This is a genomic window from Duganella sp. CF402 (assembly GCF_900109645.1).
Classification (GTDB): Bacteria; Pseudomonadota; Gammaproteobacteria; order Burkholderiales; family Burkholderiaceae_D; genus Rugamonas.
In genome coordinates this window covers 3,609,879-3,635,335 of record NZ_FOBG01000001.1, presented here as the reverse complement: position 1 = coordinate 3,635,335, position 25,457 = coordinate 3,609,879, and the positions used below count along the sequence as shown (strand labels likewise).

Here is a 25,457-nt window from a genome sequence, read left to right as displayed (position 1 = left end):
TATCATATCACCGTGAAAGCAAAATCCTCCTACCCATTCCGCCTGCGCGCGGTCGCCGCCGCCCTGCTGGTCGCCATGCCGATGGCGATGGCGCAAAACGTCATCGCGCCGGCCAAGATCCCGAACCTGCCTTCGCTCGGCGGCACCGAGAACCAGGATCTGTCGCCGCTGATGGAACGCAAGCTGGGCGAGGAGATCATGCGCGATATCCGCCGCGACCGCGATTATCTCGACGACGCCCCCATCCTCGAGTACATGAACAACTTCGGCAATGCGCTGGTGGACGCCCGTCCCGGCGCGCGTGGCGAAGCCAAGTACGATTACTTTTTCTTCGTGGTGCGCGACCCGCAGCTGAATGCATTCGCACTGCCGGGCGGCTTCATTGCCGTGCACTCGGCGCTGCTGCTGCAGGCCCAGACCGAGTCCGAGCTGGCCTCGGTGCTGGGCCACGAGATCGGCCACGTGGTACAGCGCCACATCGCCCGTTCCATCGGTCAGCAGAAGCAGGATGCGCTGATCCCGCTGGCGGCCATGATCCTGGCGGCGCTGGCCTCGCGCCAGGGCGGCGACGCGGCCATCGGCGTGTTCCTCGGCGGCCAGGGCCTGGCCATCCAGCGTCAGCTGAACTTCGGCCGCGAAGCCGAACGCGAAGCCGACCGCATCGGTTTCCAGATCATGGGCGAGGCCGGCTTCGACACCTCGGGCATGGTGGCGTTCTTCCAGCAGATGCAGGCCTCGACCCGCAATTACAGCGATCTGGTGCCGGCCTGGCTGCTGACCCACCCGCTGACCAGCGAACGTATCGCCGACATCCAGGCCCGTATCCGCGAGCAGCCCTACAAGCAGCGCGCCGACAGCCTGGACTTTTTCCTGGTGCGCTCGCGCGCCCGCGTGTTGCAGGACCAGACCACCAGCGGCTATAACGAATCCCGGCAGTTTTTCCAGTCGCAGATCCTGCAGGAGAGCTGGCAGCAAAAGGCTGCAGGCCAGTACGGTCTGGCCTTCCTGAGCATGAAGCAGGGCGACCCGGTGGCCGCGCAAAGCTGGCTAGAGAAGGCGCAGGAAACCGTCAACCGTCCGCCGCCGGCCGGCGTGCTGGGCATGGCCAAGCGTGACAAGGCGGAAGCGATCTTCACCGCCACCTCGATCGAGATCAAGCTGGCGCAGACGGACAACAAGGCGGTGCTGGCCAAGGCGGTGAAGGAGGCGGAAGCGGCGCACCTGAAGTTCCCGTTGTCGCGCGGCATCGCCCATCAGTACGGCGAAGCGATGCTGGCTGCCGGCCAGCTGGACCAGGCGGGCGTGTACCTGCGTGACCAGGCGCAGCTGTACCGCGACGATATCGAGGTCTACGACATTCTGGCGCGCGTGTATTCGCAGCAGGGCAAGCTGGCCTTGCAGCACATCGCGCTGGCGGAATCGTATGCCTTGCAGGGCGGCACGCTGTCGGCGCTGGATCAGCTGGGGCTGGCGCGCAAGGCGCCCGATGCATCGTTCTACGACCAGTCGCTGATCGATGCGCGCGAACGCGAACTGCAAGCGCGTCGCCGCGAAGAGATGGGCGACAAGGGCAAGAAGGATTTGGCGGAGTCGCGCCCGGCGTTCAAGGCCGAGCTCAAGTCAGGCCCGGAAGACCGCAACAAGAACAGCGGCAATCCGTTTGCCAGCCCGCTCGACCGTTTCCGTCAGGACCCGTTCGGCGCCGACGGCACGCAGACGAAGCCGTAACGCGCCGCCAGCTGATCGGCGGCGATGCGCTCGACGGCCAGGCCGTCCAGCGTCAGCGCGCCGGTGCCATCGGTGCCTTCCATCCATTCCAGCAGCACCTCATCTTCCACTGGCGCGCCGTCCATGCGCAGCTGCGGCAGCACGTGGGCAAAATCGCGGTCGTCGAGTTGCGCCACCACGTCGCCGCGCTGCAGGATCAGCGCGCCGCTGTCGGTCAGCAGGGCGGCCTCGGGCGTGCCCAGCGGCGCGCCGGTGTGCAGCAGCCAGCCGGCGGCCGGATCGGTGCGCACGATGTAGGGCGTCGCTTCCAGCTGCACGTACACGCGCTGCGGACCGTTCTGGAAATACCAGCAGCCGCGCTCATCGACCGCGTAATTGCGCGTGATGAAGCCGACCAGCGCCGCGTTGTTCAGCTTGTCGCCGGGCAGGTTGAAGTGCTGGGCGCGTTCGTCGCGCATGCGCCAGTTGCCGCGCGCATCGAGCGCCAGCCAGCCGTAGCAGTGCGGCACGTTGGGCCACTTGGCCAATGCCTGTTTGACGATGTCATCCATGTTGTTCGAGGAAGTGAATCAGCTTCTTGGGCAGCCAGTTGATGCGCCCCGGCGGCCCGCCCACGGCAAAGCCCACATGGCCGCCATGCTCAGGATAATCCAGTACCACGCGCGATGACGCACGTTGCGGCAGGTGGCGGCCCGGCAGGAAGGGGTCGTTCTTCGCATTGAGCACCAGCGTCGGCACGGTGATGTCGGTCAGCACGTGCTTGGCGCTGGCGCGGTGCCAGTAGTCGTCGGTGTCGCGGTAGCCGTGCAGCGGCGCGGTCACCACGTTGTCGAAGGCATACAGGTCGCGCGCGGCGTGCAGCGCGTCCAGATCGAACAGGCCGGGGAACTGCTGTAGTTTGGCTACGCACTTCGGCTTCAGCGTTTGCAGGAACATGCGCGTGTAGACCATGTTGAAACCGCTCGACAGCGACACCCCGCCTTGCGCCAGGTCCAGCGGCGCCGATACCGCGCAAGCGGCATCGACAAAGTCGGCGCGGTGCTGTGATTCGCCCAGCCAGCGCAGCAGGGCGTTGCCGCCCAGCGAGACGCCGGTGGCGTAGAACTTGCCGCTGTCGGCAGCGCGGCGGGCGTGCAGGCGGCGGATGATCCAGTCGATCTCGGCGGCGTCGCCGGAATGGTAGAAGCGCGGCGCGCGGTTGGCTTCGCCCGAGCAGCCGCGAAAGTGCGGCACGGCGCCGGACCAGCCGCGTGCCTGCACGTCGGCCATCAGGGCGCGCGCATAATGGCTGTCGGACGAGCCTTCCAGCCCGTGGAACAGCACCACGAACGGTTTGCCCGGCTGGCCGTCGACAAAGTCGACATCGATGAAGTCGCCGTCCGGCGCATCCCAGCGCTCGCGGCGAAAGCGCACCGCCGGTTTGGCGATCGCCACGGCCGGATAAATGGTTTGCAGATGGCCGCTGGGCAGCCAGAACGGTGCGGTGTACTTCACGGCAGGACTCAATACAGGGTTCAGTGCAGGATTTGCGTGCTGGTATCAACCGGTGCCGGGCCGGGCGCGATCGAGACATGATGCAGTACGATGCGCCAGCCGCGTGGCGTTTTCGCGTACACATTGGTGGCGACCAGATGCGCCGGCTCGCCGGTGGCGGCGGTGCTGCCTTCGATCACAACGTGTACCGAGCTCATCAATGTATGGGTTTCGTGCAGCTGCGACGGCAGGATGTGCAGGCCGCCATGTTCGAGGATGGCAGCCCAGGACTTGCGGATCGCCGCGTGCCCGATCAGGCGCGGACCGCCCGGGTGCACGCAGACGATCTCGTCGTCGTCGGCCCACAGGGCCATCAACGCCTCCAGGTCAGCCCGGTTGAGCGCGTCATAGAAAGCCGCTTCGGTTTCAGCGGCGCTGCCGTAGTGCGCTTTCTTGGCTGGCATGGTGGCGTCCGGTGCGTGGTTGGCTTAGTGGTGGCCGACCACGGTGCCCGGCTTCAGGCGGTAGGCGGTGCCGCAGTATGGGCACTTGGCTTCGCCGTGGATGAATTCCAGGAACACGCGCGGGTGCGACGACCACAGCGGCATGGCTGGGTTAGGGCAGTGGGCCGGCAGATCCTTGCCATCGAGTTCTACGGCGTTGGCGGTGTTTGGGGTGGTCATTTCTTGTGGCTCCAGATGGCTGAGAGAAAAGCACGATTTTAACGGATTCGCGCACTGAGCAAAAATCGTCGGTAAAATAGCGCCTCCACAACCCCGGCGCCGCCCCTCCTGTGGCAGGAATGCCACAAGCTATTCATGACTGATTCAAGCAGTACAGCCAGCGCGCCCTGCGTCGCGGCCCACCACGAACCCTCCTGGCGCGAAGGCGTCAAAACCGGCTTGCCGTCGCTATTTGGCATCGGTGCGTGGGGCTTGGTGGTCGGCATCGCGATGGTCAAGTCCGGGCTGACGATTCCGCAGGCGCTGGGCATGACCTTGGTGGTGTTTGCCGGTTCGGCCCAGTTGGCCGCCCTGCCGCTGATTGCGGCGGATGCGCCGATTTGGGTGATTTTCGCCACCGCTCTGGTGGTGAACCTGCGTTTTGTGATCTTTTCCGCGCTGCTGGCCCCACATTTCGCCCATCTGCCGTGGCGCCAGCGGTTGGCGCTGGGCTACGTCGCCGGCGACATGACGGTGGCCTTGTTCCTGCAAAAATACCCGTCCGAAGCGCCGCAAGTCGGCAAATTGTCGTATCTGAAGGGCTTGCTGTACCCGAACTGGGGTTCGTGGCAGGTCGGTTCCATCGCCGGCATCTTTCTCGGCAGCACAGTGCCGCCGGAGTGGGGCCTGAGTTTTGCCGGCACGTTGGCCATCATTTGCGTGATGATCCCGCTGATGGTGGGGCGTCCGGCCTTGTGCGGCGTGCTGGTGGCGGGCGCGGTGTCGGTACTGGCGGCGGGGCTGCCGTACAAACTGGGCCTGCTGTTGGCGGTGCTGCTTGGCATGCTGACCGCGATGGTCATTGAAGAAACCGCTGAAAAATGGAGGAGCAAGCGTGGCTGACTGGGAAATCTGGCTGGTGATCCTGGTGCTGGCGCTGGCTACCGCCTGCACGCGCAGTTCGTTCTGGTTGGTCGGCCAGCACATCACGATTCCGAAACGGGTGCAGGAAATGCTGCGCTACGCGCCCGCCTGCGCGCTGGCCGCCATCGTCGCGCCGGACCTGATCCTCGCTGCGGACGGCCAGCCGCTGCTCGACATCAGCAACCTGAAACTGGTGTCCGGCATTGTCGCCACGATCTATTATTTGCTGCGTCGCAATATGTTGGAGACCATCATCTTCGGCATGGCTTTCTTCACGGCATTACGACTGATGCATGTAACTTAATAACAGAAAAATCACAGCAGGCTTGCGGTAAAATAGCGCTCTTCCTACAACTCGACCTTGGGTAGCCATGTCCGCTGTTCTGAACTTCATCCGTCTGCAAGACCTCATCGATCAAAACGCACTGCAAGGCAAGCGCGTTTTCATCCGCGCCGACCTGAACGTGCCGCAGGATGATGCCGGCAATATCACCGAAGATACGCGCATTCGCGCGTCGGTTCCGGCCATTAAGGCAGCAGTTGCCGCCGGCGCCAAGGTCATGGTCACGTCCCACCTGGGCCGTCCGACCGAAGGTGAGTTCAAGCCGGAAGACAGCCTGGCGCCAGTCGCCAAGCGCCTGTCGGAGCTGCTGGGCCAGCCGGTTGAGCTGAAGCAGAACTGGGTGGACGGCGCCGGCCTGGAAGGCCTGCAAGCCGGTCAGGTGGTGTTGCTGGAAAACGTCCGTGTGAACAAGGGCGAAAAGAAGAACAGCGACGAACTGGCCCAGAAAATGGCCGCTTTGTGCGATATCTACGTCAATGACGCTTTTGGCACCGCCCACCGCGCGGAAGCCTCTACCCACGGCATCGCCAAGTTCGCGCCAGTCGCTGCCGCCGGTCCGCTGCTGGCCGCCGAGCTGGACGCGCTGGGCAAGGCGCTGGGCGCCCCAGCCCGCCCACTGCTGGCCATCGTGGCCGGTTCGAAAGTTTCCTCCAAACTGTCGATCTTGAAAGCACTGGCCGACAAGGTCGATAACCTGATCGTCGGCGGCGGCATCGCCAACACCTTCATGAAAGCCGTCGGTCTGAACATCGGCAAGTCGCTGGTGGAAAACGACCTGGTGGACGAAGCCAAGGCCATCATCGACATCATGGCCAAACGCGGCGCGCAAGTGCCGATTCCAGTGGACGTGGTGTGCGCCAAGGAATTCTCGCCGACCGCTGTTGCTACCGTCAAAGACGTCAAAGACGTCGCAGATGACGACATGATCCTCGATATCGGTCCTAAAACCGCCGCCCAGCTGGCCCAGCAAATCGCTGCCGCCGGCACCGTGGTGTGGAACGGCCCGGTCGGCGTGTTCGAGTTCGACCAGTTCGGCGAAGGCACCAAGACGCTGGCGCTGGCCATCGCCGCCTCCAAAGCCTTCTCGATCGCCGGCGGTGGCGACACCCTGGCCGCGATTGCCAAGTACGACATCAGCGAGCAAGTAGGCTACATCTCCACCGGCGGCGGCGCTTTCCTGGAATTCCTGGAAGGCAAAATCCTGCCTGCGGTCGAGATCCTGACCCAGCGCGCCGCAGCAAAGTAAGGAGCAGTTAATAGCACGGTCGTGCTTTGTAGCAAATTAACAGTAGAATCCGGGTAATGCCTGTGAAGGGCATCAAATCTGTAGCAAACCTACAGATTTGATGGCTGAATCACAATAAACGCAGCTTCCTGGTTTCCGCGCCGCGCGGAAACTGTTCGCATGACCTACCGCTAAGGAATACTATGTCTCGTAGCACCAAAATTGTCGCCACGATCGGCCCAGCTTCTACCGACTTCAACGTACTGGTCAAAATGATCCGTGCCGGTGTCGACGTCGTGCGCCTGAACTTCTCGCACGGCAAGGCGCAGGACCACATCGACCGCGCCAGGCTGGTGCGCGAGGCTGCCGCCGAATGCGGCCGCGAAGTGGCGATCATGGCGGACATGCAGGGCCCGAAAATCCGCGTCGGCAAATTCGAGAATGGTAAGATCGAGCTGACCAAGGGCGACAAGTTCATCCTCGACGCCAAGTGGGGCGAGAACGGTGAATTGGGCAATCAGGAGCGCGTCGGCCTGGACTACAAGGCGCTGCCGCAGGACGTGCGCCCGGACGACCAGCTGCTGCTGAACGACGGCCTGATCGTGCTGGTGGTCGACAAGGTGGTCGGCAGCGAGATTTACACCACCGTGAAAATCGGTGGCGAACTGTCCAACAACAAGGGCATCAATCGCCTCGGCGGCGGCCTGACCGCGCCGGCCTTGACCGCCAAGGACATGGAAGACATCAAGACGGCAATGAGTTTCCAGTGCGATTACCTGGCGATCTCGTTCCCGAAAAGCGCAACCGATATGGAAATGGCGCGCCAGCTGGCCAACATCGCCGGCGAGCCATTCGGCCACAAGCCGCTGATGATCGCCAAGATCGAGCGTGCCGAAGCGATCCCGCTGCTGCAGGAGATCCTCGACGCCTCCGACGGCATCATGGTGGCGCGTGGCGACCTGGCAGTGGAAGTGGGTAACGCCGCCGTGCCGGCGCTGCAGAAGCGCATGATCCGCATGGCGCGCGAGTCGAACAAGCTGGCGATCACCGCGACCCAGATGATGGAGTCGATGATCTTCAACGCCGTGCCGACCCGCGCCGAAGTATCGGACGTGGCCAACGCCGTGCTGGACGGCACCGACGCCGTGATGACGTCGGCCGAAACCGCATCGGGCCGCTACCCGATTGAAACTGTAGAAATGATGGCCGCCATTTGCGTGGAAGCCGAGCAGTCCGAGTACAACAAGCTCGACGCCGACTTCGTGAATGCGACCTTCACCCGTATCGACCAGTCGATCGCCTACGCGGCGCTGTTCACCGCGCACCATTTGGACGTGAAGGCGATCGTGGCGTTGACCGAGTCCGGCTCGACCGCGCTCTGGATGAGCCGCCACAACATCGATACGCCGATTTTCGCGCTGACGCCGTCGACCACGACGCTGCGCAAGGTGGCGCTGTACCGCAACGTCAAGGGCTATAGTCTGGCGCAGGAAGGCGGCAGTACCGCCGTGCTGAAGAAGGCTGAGCAGCTGCTGGAAGCCAATGGCATCGTCAAGAAAGGCGACACCATCGTGGTCACCTGGGGCTCGCCGATGGGCCAGGTGGGCGGCACCAACGCGCTGCGTATCGTCAAGGTCGGCGAATTTAGTTAAGTCGTTGTCGTTCCGGCGCAGGCCGGAACCCAATGCTGCGCCGGAATGGCAGCTGAAGCATGGGGCCCCGGCCTGCGCCGGGGCGACGACGTGACAGGTTTTTTTATTGTTATTGGAGTATTACCATGTCCCTCGTATCCATGCGTCAATTGCTGGACCATGCTGCTGAAAACGGCTATGGCATCCCTGCGTTCAACGTCAACAATCTGGAACAAGTGCAGGCCATCATGGCTGCCGCCGACGCCCTCAACGCGCCGGTGATCATGCAAGCGTCGGCCGGCGCCCGCAAGTACGCCGGTGAAGCCTTCCTGCGCCACCTGATCGACGCCGCCGTCGAAGCCTACCCGCACATCCCGGTCGTCATGCACCAGGACCACGGCCAGTCGCCGGCGGTGTGCCAGGCCGCGATCCGCTCCGGCTTCACCTCGGTGATGATGGACGGCTCGCTGGAAGCCGACGGCAAATCGGTCGCTTCGTACGAGTACAACGTCGAAGTGTCGAAAGAAGTGGTGAAGTTCTCGCACGCCATCGGCGTGACGGTGGAAGCCGAACTGGGCGTGCTCGGTTCGCTGGAAACCATGAAGGGCGACAAGGAAGACGGCCACGGCGCCGACGGCACCATGACCCGCGAACAGCTGCTGACCGACGTGGCCCAGGCCGCCGACTTCGTGCAGCGCACCCAGTGCGACGCGCTGGCGATCGCCATCGGCACCTCGCACGGCGCCTACAAGTTCACCCGCAAGCCAACCGGCGACATCCTGGCCATCGACCGCATCAAGGAAATCCACGCCCGCATCCCTAACACCCACCTGGTGATGCACGGTTCGTCGTCGGTGCCGCAGGAACTGCTGGCCATCATCCGCGAATTCGGCGGCGACATGAAGGAAACCTACGGCGTGCCAGTCGAAGAAATCCAGGAAGGCATCCGTCACGGCGTGCGCAAGATCAACATCGACACCGACATCCGTCTGGCCATGACTGCCGCCGTGCGTCAATTCATGTTCCAGAACCCATCGAAGTTCGACCCGCGCGACTTCCTGAAGCCAGCCCGCGCTGCCGCCGAGCAAGTGGTGCGCGCCCGCTTCCAGGCATTCGGCTGCGAAGGCCAGGCCTCGAAAATCAAGGTCATCCCGCTGGAAAAAATGGCTGCGCGTTACGCCGCCGGCGAGTTGGCCCAGATTGTGAAGTAAAATAACGGGTTAGTCCCTTTGGATTAACCTCTTTCAACCGGCGAACGAGGGTTTCCTCTTTTGCCGGTTTTTGCTTTTTCATTACATTCCCCTGCTATGAACAGCCTCTACCAGTCTTCCATCAAGTCCCTGCCACTCCTCGGCCACGGCAAAGTCCGCGACAACTACGCTGTCGGTGATGACAAAATCCTCATCGTCACTTCCGACCGCCTGTCGGCCTTCGATGTTGTCATGAATGAACCGATTCCCGGCAAGGGCAAGGTACTGAACCAGATGACCGATTTCTGGTTCTCGAAGCTGGGCCACATCGTCCCCAACCACCTGACCGGCGTAGCGCCAGAGTCCGTGGTTGCGGCTGACGAAGTGGAGCAGGTGCAAGGCCGCGCCGTCGTGGCCAAGCGCCTGAAGCCGATCATGGTGGAAGCCGTGGTGCGCGGCTACATCATTGGCTCGGGCTGGAAAGACTACCAGGACACCGGCTCGATCTGCGGCATCAAGCTGCCGGAAGGCCTGAAGCAAGCGGAAAAACTGCCGCAGCCGATCTTCACCCCGGCCGCCAAGGCCGACCTGGGCGAACACGACGAAAACATCAGCTTCGCCGAAATGGAAAGCCGTATCGGCGCCGAGCTGGCCGCCAAGATGCGCGACGTTGCCATCCAGCTGTACACCGAAGCGTCGGAATTCGCGGCCACCAAGGGCATCATCATTGCCGACACCAAGTTTGAATTCGGCCTGGACGAAAACGGCGTCATGCACCTGATGGACGAAGTGCTGACCGCCGACTCGTCGCGCTTCTGGCCTGCCGATTCGTACGCTACCGGCATCTCGCCGCCATCGTTCGACAAGCAGTTCGTGCGCGACTACCTGGAAACCCTGGACTGGGGCAAGACCGCGCCTGCACCAGCGCTGCCGGCCGACGTTATCAACAAAACCCAGGCCAAGTACTTCGAAGCCATCGAACGCCTGACCGGCGAAAAGCTGAAGGCCTGAGATGAGCGATACTAAACCACTGGTTGGCGTCATCATGGGCTCGTCCTCGGACTGGGACGTGATGCAGAACGCGGTCAACATCCTCAAGCAATTCGGCGTGCCGTTTGAAGCGCAAGTGATCTCGGCGCACCGCATGCCGGACGAGATGTACGCCTACGCCAAGAGCGCCCGCGCGCGCGGCCTGCGCGCCATCATCGCCGGCGCCGGCGGTGCGGCGCACTTGCCGGGCATGGTGGCCGCCATGACCATCGTGCCGGTGCTGGGCGTGCCTGTGCCGTCCAAATACCTGCGCGGCGAAGACTCCATGCTGTCCATCCTGCAAATGCCGAAAGGCGTGCCGGTGTCGACCTTCGCCATCGGCGAAGCGGGCGCCGCCAATGCAGCGCTGACCGCCGTCGCCATGATCGCATCGACCGATGATGCACTGGCCGCCAAGCTGGAAGCCTTCCGCGTATCGCAAACCGAGGCCGCCAAGGCCATGAAACTGCCGCTTGAATAATGAGTGATTCGAAGTTGAAGCCCATCCTTCCGCAAGCCAATCCACCAGCCTGGCTGGGCGTGATGGGCGGCGGCCAGTTGGGCCGCATGTTTGTCCAGGCCGCACAGGCGATGGGTTACCAGGTCGCTGTGCTGGAGCCGTCGGACGCCTGTCCGGCCGGCCAGGTCGCGCAGCGCCTGGTCAACGCCGGCTACAACGACGCCGCCGGCCTCGACGCGCTGGCCGCGCAGTGCGCCGCCGTCACCACCGAGTTTGAAAACGTCCCTGCGGACAGCCTGTCGCGCCTGGCGCAATCGGTGTTCGTGGCGCCCAACGCGCATGGCGTGTCGGTGGCGCAGGACCGCATCGCCGAGAAGAGCTTCTTCGTCGGCTGCGCCGCCAAGTCGGGCGTGATGCCGGCGCCGCACAAGGTGATCGCCTCGCAGGAAGACATCGACGCCATCGATGACAACCTGCTGCCGGGCATCCTGAAAACCGTGCGCATGGGTTACGACGGCAAGGGCCAGGTGCGCGTGAAGTCGCGCGCCGACGTGCAGGCTGCGTTTGAATCGATGGGCAAGGTCACCTGCCTGCTGGAGAAAATGCTGCCGCTGGCCTACGAGGTCTCGGTGCTGACCGCGCGTGGCCATGACGGTGAATCGGTGGTCTACCCGATCGCCGAGAACGTGCACCGCGACGGCATCCTGTTCACCACTACCGTGCCGGGTCCGAACGTGTCCGACGAAAGTGCCCTGAAGGCGCAGCAGGCGGCGCAAGCCATCGTGGCCGAACTGGGCTACGTGGGCGTGCTGTGCATCGAGTTTTTCGTGCTGACCGACGGTTCGCTGGTGGTCAATGAAATGGCGCCGCGTCCGCACAACAGCGGCCACTACACGATGGATGCCTGCGTCACCAGCCAGTTCGCGCAGCAAGTGCGCGCGATGGCGCGCCTGCCGCTGGGCGATGTGCGCCAGCATTCGCCGGCCGTCATGCTGAATATTCTGGGCGACGTCTGGTTCGAAGGCGACAGCAACGATGCGCGTGAACCGGCATGGGATCAAGTGCTGGCGCTGCCTGGCGCCAACCTGCACCTGTACGGCAAGGACGATCCACGCCGCGCCCGCAAGATGGGGCACCTGACCTTCATCGCGCCGACGCTGGCACAAGCGCAGCAGCAGCTCAACGCTGCTTGCGCGATTCTGGGCATTGCGGCCGAGGCGGCAGCGTGAAGCAGCCATCCGCAACCGTCGCCGGCCAGGCGGCCATCGCTGAAGCGGCGGCCGTGCTGGAAGAGGGCGGCCTGGTCGCCTTCCCGACCGAGACCGTCTATGGCCTCGGCGCGGATGCGGAAAACCCGGCGGCCGTGGCGCGCATCTACGAAGCCAAGGGCCGTCCGCACGACCACCCGGTGATCGTGCACGTCGCGCCCGGCGCCGACCTCGATTACTGGACCACCGACGTGCCGGAAGCAGCGCGCAAGCTGGTGCAAGCTTTCTGGCCCGGCCCGCTCACGCTGATCCTGAAACGCCATCCGCAAATTCCTGACGCCGTCTCGGCTGGGCAGGATTCGGTCGGCATCCGTTGCCCGTCGCACCCGGTGGCGATCGCCTTGCTGAGCGCTTTCAAGGGCGGCAAGGGCGGCGTGGCGGCGCCGTCGGCCAACAAGTTCGGCAACGTCAGCCCGACCACCGCGCAGCACGTGCGCGACGAGTTCGGCCTCGATGCCCATGACGACGGCGCCCTCAACGGCGACGCCGCCTGCTCGGCTTCCGCGCTCAGCGTGGTGCTGGAAGGCGGCGCCAGCCAGGTCGGCATCGAATCGACCATCGTCGACATGTCGCGCCTGGCCACGCACGGCCCGGTGCTGCTGCGTCCCGGCCACATCAGCGCGCAGCAGATTGCCGATGTGATCGGCATGCTGCCGGCCGCGCCCGACCAGGCCGCGCCGCGCGCTTCAGGCACGCTGGAATCGCACTACGCGCCGCGCACCGCGGTCACCATGCTGGCGGCCACTGCGCTGCCGGATGTGCTGGCCAAACTGCAAGCCAAAGGCCTCAAAGTCGCGCTGATTAGCCACGCATTGAGCGCGCCGGTAGCGGTCCATCGCCAGCTGCCTGCCGATCCGGCCGGCTACGCCTACGGCCTGTACGCCGCCTTGCGCGACATGGACCAGACCGGCTCCGACCTGATCCTGGTCGAAACGCCGCCGCAAGACAGCGCCTGGCTGGGCGTCAACGACCGCCTGCGCCGCTCGGTGTTCGGCTCGGCCGGCATCATCGACCAGTTGCTGCAAAAATAGACTGGCATTCTTGCCCGGCGGGGTGTCGTGCGCACATTGCTTTCCTGCTAAGATGAATTCGTTGCCGGCCGAAAACCTCGCCCGGCCATCTTGCAAGGATGCATTATGCGCGACGCTCGTTTGGCCCTGTTTTCCCTGACGCTTTTATTGGCTTCCTGCGGCGGTGGCGGTAGCGCCGGCAGCCAGACTGGCGGCGTGATCGTCTCGCCTTCCCCGCCGGTGTCGCTGCGCGGGCAGCTGATCGGCAGCGCCACGCTGGCGCCGGTCACGATCGGCAGCAGCGTCACGGCCAACACTGTGGAGCCGGCCGCGCTCACCAAGCTGATCGAGACCGGTATCGACCTCGGCACCGCCGTCACCGGCAACCCGACCTGCGCCATCACCGTCTACTCGATCAAGTACCACACCATCGACTCGCTGGCGGCCGATACGCCGGCCGGCGCCGCCATCTACGTTCCCTCCGGTAGCAACGCGGCGTGCCAGGGCGGCCGCCCGGTGCTGCTGTACGCGCACGGCACCTCGGTGCAGAAGAGCACCGACATGGCCAACCTCGCTTCCAATGAACCGCGCCTGATTGCCGCCATGTTCGCGGCCCAGGGCTACATCGTGGTCGCGCCCAATTACGTCGGCTACGCCGGCTCCAGCGCCGGCTACCATCCCTACCTGGACGCTGAGCAGCAATCGGCCGACATGATCGACGCCTTGCGCGCCGCCCGCAGCGCTTTCGGCAGCATCAACGCCAGCGCTTCGGCGCGGCTGATGGTGAGCGGTTACTCGCAGGGCGGCTTTGTAGCGCTGGCGACCCAGCGCGCCATGCAAACCAAGCATGCATCGGAATTCACCGTCACGGCGGCGGCGCCGCTGTCCGGCCCGTACGCACTGAGCCAGTTCGGCGACGGCATTTTCGGCGGCGCGCCGACCACCGGCTCGGCCGGCTTCATCCCGATGCTGATCAACGCCGGCCAGCGCGCCGGCGCGGCCCTGTACGCCAGCACCGCGGAAGTCTACGACAGCAAGTACGCCGGCGGCATCGAGAGCCTGCTGCCAGGCACGCAGAGCCTCGGCGAACTGGTCGCGGCCGGCAAGCTGCCGGATGATGTGCTGTTTGCTTCCGATTCGCTGCCGCAGGCGGCCGGCTACGGCAGCTTCTTCGGTCCCGACCATTTGTTCAAGACCAGCTACCGCGACGCCTACCTGGCCGATCTCAAGGCCAACCCATGCAACGCCAGCGTCGACACACCACTTAACTGCGCGCCGGCGCAAGCGCTGCGCAAGTGGCTGGTGAAGAATGATTTGCGCACCTACACGCCGAACGCGCCGCTATTTCTTTGCGGTGGCGAAGCCGATCCGCTGGTGCCCTACACCAACACCAGCGCCACCGCAGCCTATTTCCGGGCGCAGGGCAGCACCAGCCTGCAGCTGACCGTGCTGGACGTGGACGACAATTCGCTCTTCGGTCCGTTCCGTACCACGCGGGCGGAATTTGGCGTCGCCAAGGAGCTGGTGCGGCGTGTGACGCTGGAGCGCACCGGCAGCACCAAGGCTGCCGACCAGGCAGTCAAAGACGCCTATCACGCCGGCTTGGTGGCGCCATTTTGCCTGCGCGAGGCGCGCGCCTTCCTCGATTCTGCACCATCGCGGTGAATGAGGATTTGACATGGGTTAATAAGCGCCGAGCAAGCGTTCTTTTTTGCTCACAAACGCCGTTTTTTAGGTGTTGCGCTCTATACAAGCGCTAGCAGGACTGGCATATTAGTTGGGTTGCGAATAGCACGGCCGTTCGTATCAATAGACAAAAAAATATCTTTAGGAGACAACATGCGTCAAACCAAACTTGCACTTGCTGCAATGGCCCTGGCCGTCCTTGCGGGTTGCGGCGGCACCGATCCGGCGCCCGGTAATCAATCCGTCAAAGTCAAATACAGCGCCGAGGTGACGTTCGGCGACAGCCTGTCCGACGTCGGTTCCTATGCCGTGGGTACGGTTGCCGCGCTGAAGGGCGGCAAGTTCACCATCAACGGCGACAACACGGCGATCAACGCCACCTTCACCGGCAAAACCTGGACCGAATTGCTGGCCGCCCAGATCGGCCTGTCCGCGCCTTGCGCCGCCGTGACCGGCCTGGATGGCGACGCCACCAAGGGCTTCTCGGTGCCGGCCAAAGCCAATGCCGGCTGCTACAACTACGCGATGGGCGGTGCCCGCATCACCAATCCGGTCGGTTCCGGCCACAAGCTGACCGGCAGCCCGGTCGGCGCGCTGACCTATCCGCTGGTGACCCAGGTCGCCAACCACCTGAAAGCCGTCGGCGGCAAATTCAAGGGTGACGAGCTGGTGCTGGTGTTTGGCGGCGGCGGCGAAATCCTGGCCCAACTGGGCGAGCTGAGCGCCGCAGCGACCGCTGCCGGCACCACCGCCGGTGGCCAGGCGTATGTACAGAGCCTGGTCGGCCAGCTGGCTGCCAAGGCCACCAATCCAGCCACCGCTGCTGCTGCCATCACCGCCGCCGTCGGCGCTGAAGCCGCACGCCCAGGCAGCACCCAGGAAAGCATCACCCTGACTGCCATCGGCGCCGCCGCCATCCAGCCGGGCGCATCGAGCGTTGCCGATCCAACCGTCTACGGCCCTATCGTGGCCACGGCCAAGACCACCGCCACCACCGCTGGCGCCAAGGCCGGCGCGGATTACGCTGCCGCCCACGGTCCCGAGCTGATCGCCAACATGGGCAAGGCTGCCGGTGAACTGGTGGCGCTGGTGAAAAACCAGATCATCGCCAACGGCGCCAACTACGTGGTCGTCAACAACCTGCCGGACGTGGCCACCACCCCGGCCGGCCGCGCCAAGGATGCCGCCACCCAGGCCCTGATCAATGCCGCTGTGACCGCCTTCAACACCGCCCTGACCAGCGGCCTGAGCGGCGAGTCGAAAGTGGTGCTGGTGGACGTGTTTGCCGTCAGCCACGACCAGGCGACCAATCCGGCGCCGTACGGCCTGACCAATGTTTCCGAAACCGCCTGCATCATCACCGACACCACCAAGAATGCGTTGAGCAGCTCGCTGGCATGCAATGGCAGCAACCTGAAATCGGGCGACGTCAGCCACTGGTCCTTCGCCGACGATGTGCACCCAACCCCGTACAACCACCTGCTGCTGGCACGCTATGTGTCGATGGCGCTGGTGACCAAGGGCTGGCTGTAATCACAGAACACTATTCGGAGACGATATGAAGAACACGGTAAAACTGCTGGCGCTGGCCGCCGCGATGACGGTAGCTTCGGCTGCATCGGCACAACAGGAAAAGGGCACCTGGCTGGGTACGCTGGGCGCCAACAAGATCACCCCGAAAGTGGACTCGGGCGACGTGTCGGCGCCGGCGCTGCCGCACACCAAGACCGACGTGGGCTCGGACACCAAGCCGCGCTTCACGATAGGCTACATGCTGACCGATAACATTTCGGCCGAGCTCGACCTGGGCCTGCCGTACAAGCACGACCTGTACGGCGCCGGCGCCATCAACGGCACCGGCAAGCTGGCGACCTCGGAAGTGCTGCCGCCGACCGCCTTCATCCAGTACCGCTTCCTGAAGCCGGACGCGGTGGTGCGTCCTTACGTGGGCCTGGGCATCACCTACGCCATGTTCCAGAAGGAGCGTGGTTCGGGCCAGCTGACCGCCGTGCTGAACACCGGCGGCAAGCCGGCCACGTTCAAGCTCGACGACAAGCTGACCGCCAGCTTCCAGATCGGCGGCACGGTGAAGATCAACGACAAATGGTTCCTGGATGCGTCGGTCATCAAGACCAAGCTGAAAACCAAGGCCCACTACTCGACCGGCCAGACCCAGGATGTGAAACTGGATCCGCTGGCAGTGAACGTCAGCGTCGGCTACGCGTTCAAAGGTTGGTAAAAGTAAAAACCGCTGCCTCGGCAGCGGTTTTTTTTGAGGCTTACTGGAAGGCTTGAATGCCGGTCTGCGCTCGTCCGAGGATCAGCGCATGGATGTCGTGGGTACCTTCGTAGGTATTCACGACCTCCAGGTTCACCATGTGGCGGATGATGCCAAACTCGTCCGAGATACCATTCCCGCCCAGCATGTCGCGCGCCATGCGTGCCACGTCCAGCGACTTGCCGCACGAGTTGCGCTTCATCATCGAAGTGATCTCGACGGCGGCAGTGCCTTCATCCTTCATACGGCCCAAACGCAGGCAGCCCTGCAGGCCCATCGTGATTTCAGTCTGCATGTCGGCCAGCTTCTTCTGGATCAGCTGGTTCGCCGCCAGCGGACGGCCGAACTGCTCGCGGTCCATCACATACTGGCGCGCCGTGTGCCAGCACGATTCCGCCGCGCCCAGCGCGCCCCAGGCGATGCCGTAGCGTGCCGAGTTCAGGCAGGTGAACGGACCCTTCAGGCCGCGCACGTCCGGGAAGGCGTTCTCTTCCGGCACAAACACGTTGTCCATCACGATTTCACCGGTGATCGAGGCGCGCAGGCCGAACTTGCCGTGGATCGCCGGGGCGCTCAGGCCGGCCATGCCTTTTTCCAGCACGAAGCCGCGAATCGCGCCTTCATCGTCCTTGGCCCAGACCACGAACACATCGGCCACCGGCGAATTGGTGATCCACATCTTGGCGCCGCTCAGTGAATAGCCGCCCGCCACCTTCTTGGCGCGGGTGATCATCGAGCCCGGATCGGAGCCGTGGTTAGGTTCGGTCAGGCCGAAGCAGCCGATCCACTCGCCGGTGGCCAGCTTTGGCAGGTATTTCTGTTTTTGCGCTTCGGTGCCGAACTCGTAGATCGGCACCATCACCAGCGACGACTGCACGCTCATCATCGAGCGGTAGCCGGAGTCGACGCGCTCGACTTCGCGCGCGATCAGGCCGTAGGCCACGTAATTGAGGCCGGGGCCGCCGTATTGTTCGGGAATGGTCGGGCCCAGCAGGCCCAGGTCGCCCATCTCGCGGAAGATGGAGGTGTCCATCTGTTCGTGGCGGAAGGCTTCAAGAATGCGCGGTTGCAGCTTGTCCTGGCAGTAGGCGGCAGCGGCGTCGCGCACCATGCGCTCATCGTCGGTCAGTTGCTGGTCCAGCAGCAGAGGGTCATCCCAGTGGAATTGGGCGCGGGCTTGGCTCATAGATAGTCTCTCATTATGATGATGAATGCTGCCAGCATTCTATGCCGCCGCCCCGGTGCCGGCTTTTCAAAGAGCGACACCAATTTGTGTTTTTCGACGTGGCTTAGCCGAGGCCGGCGAACTGGCCGCTGTGGAAAATCAGGGGCGGGCTGGGCGAAAACGCGCAGAATTCCACTTCGCCAACAAAAATCACGTGGTCGCCTTCCGGGTAGCGGCTGCGGTTATGGCATTCAAACCACGCCGACACGCCCTTGATGATCGGCTGGCCGGTGCGCGACAACTCGTATTCCAGGCCGTCCCACGGGTCGGTGCCACGGGTGGCGAACTTCTTGGCCAGATGGGCCTGCTCGGCATTGAGCACATTGATCACGTAGTGCGAGTTGCCGGTGAAGATGGGCATGCTGTTGGCGCCGTTGGACAGGCTCCACAGCACCAGCGGCGGATCCAGCGACACCGAATTGAACGAACTGGCGGTCAGGCCGCGAAACGTCCCGTCCGCAAGGCGGGTGGTGATGATGGTCACGCCCGTGGCGAACTGGCCCAGCGCCTGGCGGAAATGGGCGGTGTCGAAGCTGCGCTCTTCGGCGCGTGGAGAAGTGGTGTTCATGGTCTGTCATTATGCCAAAGTTTGTGCTGCCGTAGCGAATTGCCGGGGATTGCGTTACAGTGACAGCATGAGGTGGGTTCTCTGGCTAAAGGGGGAGTCATGACGGAAACGGCGATACTGGGCGGCGGCTGCTTCTGGTGCATCGAGGCGGTGTACCTGGAGGTGAGAGGCGTCACGTCGGTCGTTTCGGGCTATTCCGGCGGCCATGTCGCGCACCCGACCTATGAGCAAGTGTGCGCCGGCGATACCGGCCATGCGGAAGTGGTCCAGCTGGAATTCGATCCGGCGGTGATCAGCTACCGCGATCTGCTGGAAATCTTCTTCACCATCCACGACCCGACCACCCTCAACCGCCAGGGCAACGACGTCGGCACCCAATACCGTTCCGTGATTTACGCCCAGTCGCCGCAGCAGGAAGCGATGGCGCGCCAGGTGATCGCCGAAATGGCCCACGTGTGGGACGCGCCCATCGTCACCGAACTGGCCCCGGCCCAGGTGTTCTACCGGGCCGAGGACTACCACCAGGATTACTTCCGCCAGCATCCGCTGCAAGGCTATTGCGCCTTCGTGGTGGCGCCCAAGGTGGACAAGTTCAGGAAGACCTACGCCAATCGCCTGAAGTAGGGTACATGTGCTGGCGCGACCACGGCAGCGCCGTGGTGCGCTGGCCTGCCCTGCGGCCAACGATCTGGTACAGGCTGATCCAGTCCTGTTCGAAAGCGTAGGCGCAGCCGGCCAGGTACACATGCCAGATGCGGTAGCGCTTGTCGCCGCCGAGCGCGCGCACCTGCTCGCCGTGCGCCTCGAAATTATCGGTCCAGATGGCGCAGGTGCGGGCGTAGTGGCGGCGCAGGTTTTCGACGTCGCTCACTTCCAGCGATCCCTGTTGCATGGCCTTGAGCACATGGCCGATATGGGCCAGCTCGCCATGCGGGAACACATATTTCTCGATGAACTCGCCACCGCCGTAGGGCGTTTCGCCGTTGTCGGGATCGGTGCTGGTGATGCCGTGGTTCATCACCACGCCATCGGGCGCCAGCAACTGATGGATGGTGCTGAAGTAGTCGGCTAAGTGACGGATGCCGACGTGCTCGAACATGCCGACGCTGGTGATGCGGTCGAACTGGCCGCGCACATCGCGGTAATCCTGCAGGCGGATTTCCACCAGATGTTCGAGCCCGGCTTCGCGCACCCGCTGTTGCGCCAGCGCGCACTGGTTTTCGGACAGCGTGATGCCGACGCAGCGCGCCTGGTATTGCTGGGCGGCGCGGATCACCAGCGCGCCCCAGCCGCAGCCGATGTCGAGCAGGGTCTGGTTCGGTTGCAGCTCGATCTTGCGCAGGATATGGTCGATCTTCTTGAGCTGGGCGGTGGCCAGATCCTCGTCGCCGTTCTCGAAATAGGCGCAGGAATACACCATGCGCGGGTCGAGGAATTGCTGGTAAAACTCGTTGGAGACGTCGTAGTGATAGCGGATGGCTTCGGCATCCTGCTGCTTGTTATGCTTGAAGCTGCGCACCATGCGTGCGAACTTGCCCTCGGCCTTGAGTGAGGTGCGCGCCAGCGCGTTGACCACCGCGATCATGTCGCGCGCCTTGCCCTTGACCTCGATGGCGCCTTCCACATACGCCGCGCCGAGATTCGACAGCGACGGCGTCAGCAGATAGCGCGCGGCGGCCACATTGGGCAGCTTGATGGTCACGCGCGGCGTCTCGCTGGACAGGTCGACCTGCTGGCCGTTCCACAATTCGATGCGCAGCGGCAGCGTGAGCTGGGCACGCATGCCGTCGATCCAGTTGCTCAGTTGATTCTGTACGAACAAGATAACCTCCTCAAGAAAGGAGGCATCTTGCTTACGGCTGCAAACGCTCCTTGATCCAGCTGCCATCTGCCTGCTTGACATACACAATCCGGTCATGGAAGCGCGAGCGGCGACCTTGCCAGAATTCAATCCGCTGCGGATCGAGGCGGTAGCCGCCCCAGTGCGCCGGCCGCACCGGATGTTCGCCGCTGGCAGCTGCGGCGGCATCGTAATTAGTTTCCATCAACTCGCGGTTGGCGATGGGCGCGCTCTGCTGCGAAGCGATCGCGGCGATCTGGCTCTTCACCGGCCGGCTGTAGAAATACTTGTCGCTTTCCTCGGCGCTGGTCTGCACCACCTTGCCTTCGATGCGCACCTGGCGTTCCAGCTCACTCCAAAAGAATAACAAGGCGGCGTGCGGGTTGTCGCGCAGTTGCCGGCCTTTCTGGCTCTCGTAATTGGTGTACCAGGTGAAGCCCCGCTGATCGTATTGCTTGATCAGGACAATGCGCGAACTGGGCTTGCCATCCGCGTCGACCGTCGCCACGCTCATCGCGTTCGGTTCATTGACCTTGGCGTGCAGCGCTTCCTCAAACCATTTGCCGAACTGGGCGATCGGATCGTCCAGCACATCGTGTTCCGTCAGGCTGGCGCGGCCGTAATCGAGGCGCAAGTCCGCCAGCACCACACCGTCGGCCACCGTGTTGCTGACCGGGGCGGCTTGTTGTTCGGGCACCTGGCTGATCGGCAGGTCGGGGGTAATCCCGCGCCGCACCTGCATTGCGCTGCCCAATTGCGCCATTTGCTCGGCGCTGAACAGGCGCTTGGCCATCGGCGCGATATTGCTTTCCTCGACCACCATGTGGGCCGCGTAAGTGTCGCAGAAACGGGCGACATCGCTGGCCGAGAGGGTGGAACTGGCGCCATTGGCAATCTGCTCAAGTTGCGATTTAAGTATAGACCAGTCTTGATCCATCTGCTGGTGGCCGGCCAGGATGGCGGGCGTGAGCTCTGCCAACAGCGCGGCATCGGCGTCGCGCGCGGTGGCCTGCAGCATCGGGATCAGGTTTTGTTCCTCGTCCTCGTGGTGCAGGTGGGCGGCGTGGTTGAAATACTTGAGCACCGCCTGCGCGGCCTTTTGCGCGTCGGCATCGGCGCCGTGCTTGGGCAGGTGGCCGAGCAGGTTCTGCATGGTTTGCAGCTGCTTGCGGATGCGGTCGTGGCAATGCTTCAGCACAGCGATCGGCTGGCTGAAATCGGGGGCGGTGTCGTACAAAGAATTGCTCATGGCAGGGGGCTCTGGCTGGTAACAGGGGTATTCTAGAGTAATCGCTTGCACCGCGCCGGGCTAGCCCTCCCTGGCCCAGCGCTGGCAGCCTTCGAGGCTGCGTTGCGGATTCGCACCCCATGAGTCGGGGGCGACCTTATCGCCCAGCAGGTCGAGCTGGGTCAGCAGGGTGGGCTTGTCCTTGGCCAGGCAGGCCATGTAGGCGTAGCGGTTGCGGCGGCCGTCGCTGGGGTAGCGCGCCAGCATGTCTTCATAGCTTTGCTTCATGGTCGGCCAGTCCACATGGCTGGTCTGGAACAGTGCGTGGCCGAATTCCTGTTCGGCGGCGAGCGAATACAAGCGTGAGTACATGCCGGTGCCGAACTGCGCCTTGGTCTGTTCGGCGGCCTTGCGGATGAACTTGTCCAGCCTTCGCACATCGCCGCCCCATTTGGGCAGCACCGCCGTCAGGGCGGTGAAGTACAGGCTGGCGTCTTCCGGATTGCGCTTCAGACCGTCATTGATAATGTCCCATAGTTGCTTGTCATCCCAGCTCGTCGCCTTGGCGATGGTGAGCAGGGCGTCGTGGCCATAACTGTCGCTCAGCGCCACCTCGCCATGATCGAGCAGGTATTGGGTGGCGCGCTGCAGATAGGTCTCGAAATCCTTCCACGCTGCCGGCGGCACGTCCTTGACGAAGCCGCCGCCGCGATAGGCCCATGCGTGCGCCACCAGCACCTTGGCATACAGCACATGCGCCAGCGCCGACTGCGGATGCTCTTTGGTCCATTGCAGCGTCAGTTTTTCAAGTTCTTGCAGGTAAGCCTCCTGATCCTTGGCTTCCTGGTGGATGACCTTATCCACGCCGATGCGGAACCACTCGATTTCCTGCGTACCGTCGCTGCTGATGTGGCCGGGCTGGCGCAGCACCGCGTTCTGCTGCTCCAGTGCGGCGAAGTCGCCCCACCAGAACGCCTGGATCGCTTGTTCGCGCAGTGGCGAGTCGTAGGCGGCGCTGGCGGGGACGGCCGCGCACAACAGCAATGCGGGCAAGATGTGGTGAAGTTTCATGGCTGTTTGTCCTCCATTTTCCAGACCAGTTGGAGCTTGGATACCGCGCCGCCGGCGGGCAGCTTGTTGTCCATCGCGTACTTCAGCGTTTGCGCATCGAACAGCGTTTCAAAGGCGACCGGCCGCACGCCGCGTATGCCCGGTACGGATATATTGCGGGCTACCACGCTGGCTTGCTGCGTCTTGCCGCTGGCGTCCTGCTTGAACTGCACGACGGTGGCGCCGCCAGCCTGGAAGCGGGTGGCGATGGGCGGAAAGGGCGGCTTGCCGGTGGCCGCTGCGGGTGCCGGTTTGCTGACGGCGCTGGGCGGCTCGAACATGCCGGCGAAGCGCACGTCGGCACTGATCATGGTGCCGTAGCGGAAAGCGCTCAAGGCGATGGCCGGCGCCACCCCTTGTTGCAGGCTGCGCTTGAACCACCACAGTTGCAGCAGGCACTGATCTTCGCGCGCCATCGTGGCGTAGTCCTTCTTTTCGCTCAACAGCTGTGCCGCAAGCGTGGGCGGCAAGGCTGGCCGGTCTTTCTGGCCGGGCGCCAGCAAGGCCAGCGCGGCTTGTTGCGGCAGCGGTTCGGGCCACGCGGCCGGCGCCGGGCGCGGCTGGCCCCAGCGCGCCAGCGATTCGCGTTCTGCGGCCAGCATGGCGGGGCGCTGCGCCGCCGGCAGTTGCTGGATGCGGGCGATGCGGGCGGCGTAGTCGGTGAAGCGGCTGTCATTGTGCAGATTGCATTGCAGCGGCGAAGCGCCCAGCGCCGCCACCGTGGCTTGCTCGTAGGCGGCGTCGCCCGGCTCCAGCTGCCACAAGGCCAGTTCATTGAGCAGCCGGGCCCAGAGCGCAAAGTACACATAGGACGGCTCGGCCGGTTTGCCGCTGGCGCTTTGCAGCTTGCGTTCTTCCGCCAGCCATGCCGGCAGCAGGGCGCTGATGCGTTCCAGGTGTGCGGCGCTCAGTTCGTTGGCGCGGGCGCGCAAGTCGGCGTCCAGCGGCAGCTCTGGCGATAGTTCAAACGAGCGGGTGAGGTGGATGCGCAGGGTTTGCAGCGTGTCCTGGTCTTGTTTGTCCGGCGCGGCGGCGACGGCGGTGGCGCAGCAGAGGAGGAGCGGCAGACACAGGCGCATGGCAAACCTTTCTCGAACGAATGTTGTCAAATTTGATATTAGCATTGATTTTGCCGACGTCCGTTAAAATGGCGACATGAACAGCAATACTTCTCCCCAGTTTGATGACGTCGACTTCGAGCGGCGTTTCGGCGGCATCGCCCGCCTGTATGGCGCCCATGCGCTGGCGCGTTTCCGCAGCGCCCACATTTGCGTGGTGGGCGTCGGCGGCGTCGGTTCGTGGATCGTCGAGGCGCTGGCGCGCAGCGCCATCGGCCAGCTCACGCTGATCGACCTCGACAACGTGGCCGAGTCGAACATCAACCGCCAGATCCAGGCCCTGAGCAGCACCGTCGGCATGGCCAAGATCAGTGCGCTGGCCGAGCGCATCGCCCAGATCAATCCGTCCTGTCAGGTCAACCAGATCGAGGACTTTGTCGATCCGGACAACCTGGAGCAGATGATGGGCGCCGGCCGCTACGATTACCTGATCGACGCCACCGATTCGGTCAAGGCCAAGGCCGCCATGCTGGCCTGGGCCCGCCGCCACGACATGCCGGTGATCACCATCGGCAGCGCCGGCGGCAAGACCGACGCCGCGCAAATCTCGGTGCGCGACCTGGCCAGGACCGAGCAGGAGCCGCTGCTGAAAAAGGTGCGCAAGATCATGCGCGCCCAGTACGGCTTCCCGCGCGGCGAGAAGACCAAGTTCCACATCGACGCCGTGTTCTCGACCGAACCGCTGAAGTTCCCGGAAACCGGCGAGGTGTGCGCGGTCGATGGCGACGACCGCAGCGGTGGCGTCACCGGCCTGAACTGCGCCGGCTTCGGCTCGGCGATGGTGGTCACCGCCACCTTCGGCATGGTGTGCGCCGGCCACGCGCTGCGCAAGCTGGCCGATGGCGCACTGCCGACAGCGTCCCCGGACGCCGTCTAGTTTGCTATCATTCCGAGCTGTCCGAAGAACTCATCGAAAGAGACCACATGAAGCGTCGTTCCGTTTTCGTTGCAATGTTGATGGCGGCTGCGCTCGCCCAGGCCCAGCAGGCGCAGCAAGCCCAGCCTGAAGCTGCTCCGGCGGCTCCTGCTGTTCCGGCCGCGCCGGTGGTGGTCGGCTCGGCCACGCCGGGCCCGGCCGCCGAACAGCTGATCATCACCGACACCGTGATCGGTACCGGCAAGGAAGCCACCGTCGGCGCCACCGTGTTCATGCACTACTCGGGCTGGCTGTACCGCCCGCTGGCCAAGAATATGCACGGCAAGCTGTTCGACACCTCGATTCCGCGCGGCGAGCCGCTCGACTTCGTGCTGGGCGCCGGCCGCGTGATCAAGGGCTGGGACCAGGGCATCAAGGGCATGAAAGTGGGCGGCAAGCGCACCCTGATCATCCCGTCGGAGCTGGCCTACGGTTCGCGCCCGAGTCCGGGCAGCAACATCCCGCCGAATTCCGCCCTGATCTTCGACGTAGAGCTGGTGGACGTCAAATAAAGGCGTAGACTGGAACCTCCGTCCCCATCCCGG

General features: G+C 63.9%; 26 protein-coding genes. 16 read left to right on the top strand and 10 right to left on the bottom strand.

From position 1 onward, the window contains the following. Nucleotides 1-75: 75 nt before the first annotated feature. Complete coding sequence (locus BMZ70_RS16320; RefSeq protein WP_165403557.1) at nt 76-1,728, top strand: beta-barrel assembly-enhancing protease; 1,653 nt, start codon at nt 76-78, stop codon at nt 1,726-1,728. On the opposite strand, the gene BMZ70_RS16315 is transcribed toward BMZ70_RS16320, so the two are convergent. The 4 genes from BMZ70_RS16315 to BMZ70_RS16300 are packed head-to-tail and all read right to left on the bottom strand — an operon-like array spanning nt 1,686 to nt 3,884. Beyond that, nucleotides 1,686-2,279, bottom strand: coding sequence for a DUF2946 family protein (locus BMZ70_RS16315; RefSeq protein ID WP_092276431.1), 594 nt, complete (start codon nt 2,277-2,279; stop codon nt 1,686-1,688). The genes BMZ70_RS16320 and BMZ70_RS16315 overlap by 43 nt on opposite strands. Next, nucleotides 2,272-3,222, bottom strand: a complete 951-nt coding sequence (locus BMZ70_RS16310; RefSeq protein WP_092276428.1) for a YheT family hydrolase — start codon at nt 3,220-3,222, stop codon at nt 2,272-2,274. The genes BMZ70_RS16315 and BMZ70_RS16310 overlap by 8 nt, the downstream gene beginning before the upstream one ends. 20 nt (nt 3,223-3,242) lie before the next feature. Further along, nucleotides 3,243-3,665, bottom strand: a complete 423-nt coding sequence (locus tag BMZ70_RS16305) for a YybH family protein (protein ID WP_092276425.1) — start codon at nt 3,663-3,665, stop codon at nt 3,243-3,245. 24 nt (nt 3,666-3,689) lie between these two features. Then, nucleotides 3,690-3,884, bottom strand: a complete 195-nt coding sequence (locus BMZ70_RS16300) for a zinc-finger domain-containing protein (RefSeq protein WP_092276422.1) — start codon at nt 3,882-3,884, stop codon at nt 3,690-3,692. Between the two features lie 135 nt (nt 3,885-4,019). On the opposite strand from BMZ70_RS16300, the gene BMZ70_RS16295 reads away from it, so the two are divergent. The 12 genes from BMZ70_RS16295 to BMZ70_RS16240 all read left to right on the top strand — a co-directional run bounded on the left by BMZ70_RS16295 (nt 4,020) and on the right by BMZ70_RS16240 (nt 16,868). Beyond that, a complete protein-coding gene (locus tag BMZ70_RS16295) occupies nt 4,020-4,766 on the top strand; it encodes an AzlC family ABC transporter permease (protein WP_092276418.1) in 747 nt (248 codons plus the stop codon). Beyond that, nucleotides 4,759-5,091: an AzlD domain-containing protein gene (locus BMZ70_RS16290; protein WP_092276415.1), complete on the top strand. Its 333-nt coding sequence runs from the start codon at nt 4,759-4,761 to the stop codon at nt 5,089-5,091. Before BMZ70_RS16295 ends, BMZ70_RS16290 begins: the two co-directional genes overlap by 8 nt. Before the next feature lie 67 nt (nt 5,092-5,158). Then, the gene (locus BMZ70_RS16285; protein ID WP_092276412.1) at nt 5,159-6,376 is read left to right on the top strand and encodes a phosphoglycerate kinase; all 1,218 of its coding nucleotides are present in this window, start codon (nt 5,159-5,161) and stop codon (nt 6,374-6,376) included. A gap of 182 nt (nt 6,377-6,558) precedes the next feature. Next, entirely contained in the window at nt 6,559-8,007 is a 1,449-nt protein-coding gene (gene pyk, locus BMZ70_RS16280; RefSeq protein ID WP_092276409.1) for a pyruvate kinase, read from the top strand. 125 nt (nt 8,008-8,132) lie between these two features. Further along, the gene (gene fba / locus BMZ70_RS16275) at nt 8,133-9,197 is read left to right on the top strand and encodes a class II fructose-bisphosphate aldolase (RefSeq protein ID WP_092276406.1); all 1,065 of its coding nucleotides are present in this window, start codon (nt 8,133-8,135) and stop codon (nt 9,195-9,197) included. A gap of 96 nt (nt 9,198-9,293) precedes the next feature. Continuing rightward, nucleotides 9,294-10,187, top strand: coding sequence for a phosphoribosylaminoimidazolesuccinocarboxamide synthase (locus BMZ70_RS16270; protein WP_092276403.1), 894 nt, complete (start codon nt 9,294-9,296; stop codon nt 10,185-10,187). 1 nt (nt 10,188) lies between these two features. Then, entirely contained in the window at nt 10,189-10,686 is a 498-nt protein-coding gene (gene purE, locus BMZ70_RS16265; protein WP_092276400.1) for a 5-(carboxyamino)imidazole ribonucleotide mutase, read from the top strand. Next, entirely contained in the window at nt 10,686-11,894 is a 1,209-nt protein-coding gene (locus BMZ70_RS16260) for a 5-(carboxyamino)imidazole ribonucleotide synthase (RefSeq protein ID WP_092276398.1), read from the top strand. Before purE ends, BMZ70_RS16260 begins: the two co-directional genes overlap by 1 nt. Then, nucleotides 11,891-12,964, top strand: coding sequence for an L-threonylcarbamoyladenylate synthase (locus tag BMZ70_RS16255; RefSeq protein WP_092276395.1), 1,074 nt, complete (start codon nt 11,891-11,893; stop codon nt 12,962-12,964). Before BMZ70_RS16260 ends, BMZ70_RS16255 begins: the two co-directional genes overlap by 4 nt. A 105-nt stretch (nt 12,965-13,069) precedes the next feature. Then, nucleotides 13,070-14,608, top strand: coding sequence for an alpha/beta hydrolase (locus tag BMZ70_RS16250; RefSeq protein ID WP_229205428.1), 1,539 nt, complete (start codon nt 13,070-13,072; stop codon nt 14,606-14,608). 174 nt (nt 14,609-14,782) lie between these two features. Further along, nucleotides 14,783-16,162, top strand: a complete 1,380-nt coding sequence (locus BMZ70_RS16245; protein WP_092276392.1) for an SGNH/GDSL hydrolase family protein — start codon at nt 14,783-14,785, stop codon at nt 16,160-16,162. Between the two features lie 25 nt (nt 16,163-16,187). Next, the gene (locus BMZ70_RS16240; RefSeq protein WP_092276389.1) at nt 16,188-16,868 is read left to right on the top strand and encodes an OmpW/AlkL family protein; all 681 of its coding nucleotides are present in this window, start codon (nt 16,188-16,190) and stop codon (nt 16,866-16,868) included. A gap of 40 nt (nt 16,869-16,908) precedes the next feature. Here BMZ70_RS16240 and BMZ70_RS16235 read toward each other — a convergent pair whose 3' ends face one another. After that, nucleotides 16,909-18,093 (bottom strand): acyl-CoA dehydrogenase, encoded by a 1,185-nt coding sequence (locus tag BMZ70_RS16235; RefSeq protein ID WP_092276386.1) that lies wholly within the window; start codon nt 18,091-18,093, stop codon nt 16,909-16,911. A gap of 103 nt (nt 18,094-18,196) precedes the next feature. Beyond that, nucleotides 18,197-18,700 carry a flavin reductase family protein gene (locus BMZ70_RS16230; RefSeq protein ID WP_092276383.1) on the bottom strand — a complete coding sequence of 168 codons (504 nt, stop codon included), beginning with the start codon at nt 18,698-18,700 and terminating at the stop codon, nt 18,197-18,199. 99 nt (nt 18,701-18,799) lie between these two features. Here BMZ70_RS16230 and msrA point away from each other — a divergent pair, with 99 nt between their 5' ends. After that, on the top strand, nt 18,800-19,324 hold the full coding sequence (gene msrA, locus BMZ70_RS16225) for a peptide-methionine (S)-S-oxide reductase MsrA (protein WP_092276380.1): 525 nt from the start codon (nt 18,800-18,802) through the stop codon (nt 19,322-19,324). Here msrA and BMZ70_RS16220 read toward each other — a convergent pair. From BMZ70_RS16220 to BMZ70_RS16205, 4 genes are read right to left on the bottom strand one after another with little or no spacing between them, the layout of a single operon-like run. After that, nucleotides 19,293-20,522 (bottom strand): SAM-dependent methyltransferase, encoded by a 1,230-nt coding sequence (locus tag BMZ70_RS16220; RefSeq protein ID WP_092276378.1) that lies wholly within the window; start codon nt 20,520-20,522, stop codon nt 19,293-19,295. The genes msrA and BMZ70_RS16220 overlap by 32 nt on opposite strands. A 31-nt stretch (nt 20,523-20,553) precedes the next feature. Beyond that, a complete protein-coding gene (gene pdxH / locus BMZ70_RS16215; RefSeq protein WP_092276375.1) occupies nt 20,554-21,789 on the bottom strand; it encodes a pyridoxamine 5'-phosphate oxidase in 1,236 nt (411 codons plus the stop codon). 60 nt (nt 21,790-21,849) lie between these two features. Continuing rightward, the gene (locus tag BMZ70_RS16210) at nt 21,850-22,839 is read right to left on the bottom strand and encodes a DUF4034 domain-containing protein (RefSeq protein ID WP_092276372.1); all 990 of its coding nucleotides are present in this window, start codon (nt 22,837-22,839) and stop codon (nt 21,850-21,852) included. Beyond that, nucleotides 22,836-23,957, bottom strand: a complete 1,122-nt coding sequence (locus BMZ70_RS16205) for a hypothetical protein (RefSeq protein WP_092276369.1) — start codon at nt 23,955-23,957, stop codon at nt 22,836-22,838. The genes BMZ70_RS16210 and BMZ70_RS16205 overlap by 4 nt, the downstream gene beginning before the upstream one ends. Nucleotides 23,958-24,033: 76 nt before the next feature. On the opposite strand from BMZ70_RS16205, the gene tcdA reads away from it, so the two are divergent. Together tcdA and BMZ70_RS16195 are read left to right on the top strand one after the other, a co-directional pair. After that, nucleotides 24,034-24,873 (top strand): tRNA cyclic N6-threonylcarbamoyladenosine(37) synthase TcdA, encoded by an 840-nt coding sequence (gene tcdA, locus BMZ70_RS16200; RefSeq protein WP_092276366.1) that lies wholly within the window; start codon nt 24,034-24,036, stop codon nt 24,871-24,873. 47 nt (nt 24,874-24,920) lie between these two features. After that, a complete protein-coding gene (locus BMZ70_RS16195) occupies nt 24,921-25,424 on the top strand; it encodes an FKBP-type peptidyl-prolyl cis-trans isomerase (protein ID WP_229205427.1) in 504 nt (167 codons plus the stop codon). The last annotated feature ends 33 nt before the right edge of the window (nt 25,425-25,457 follow it).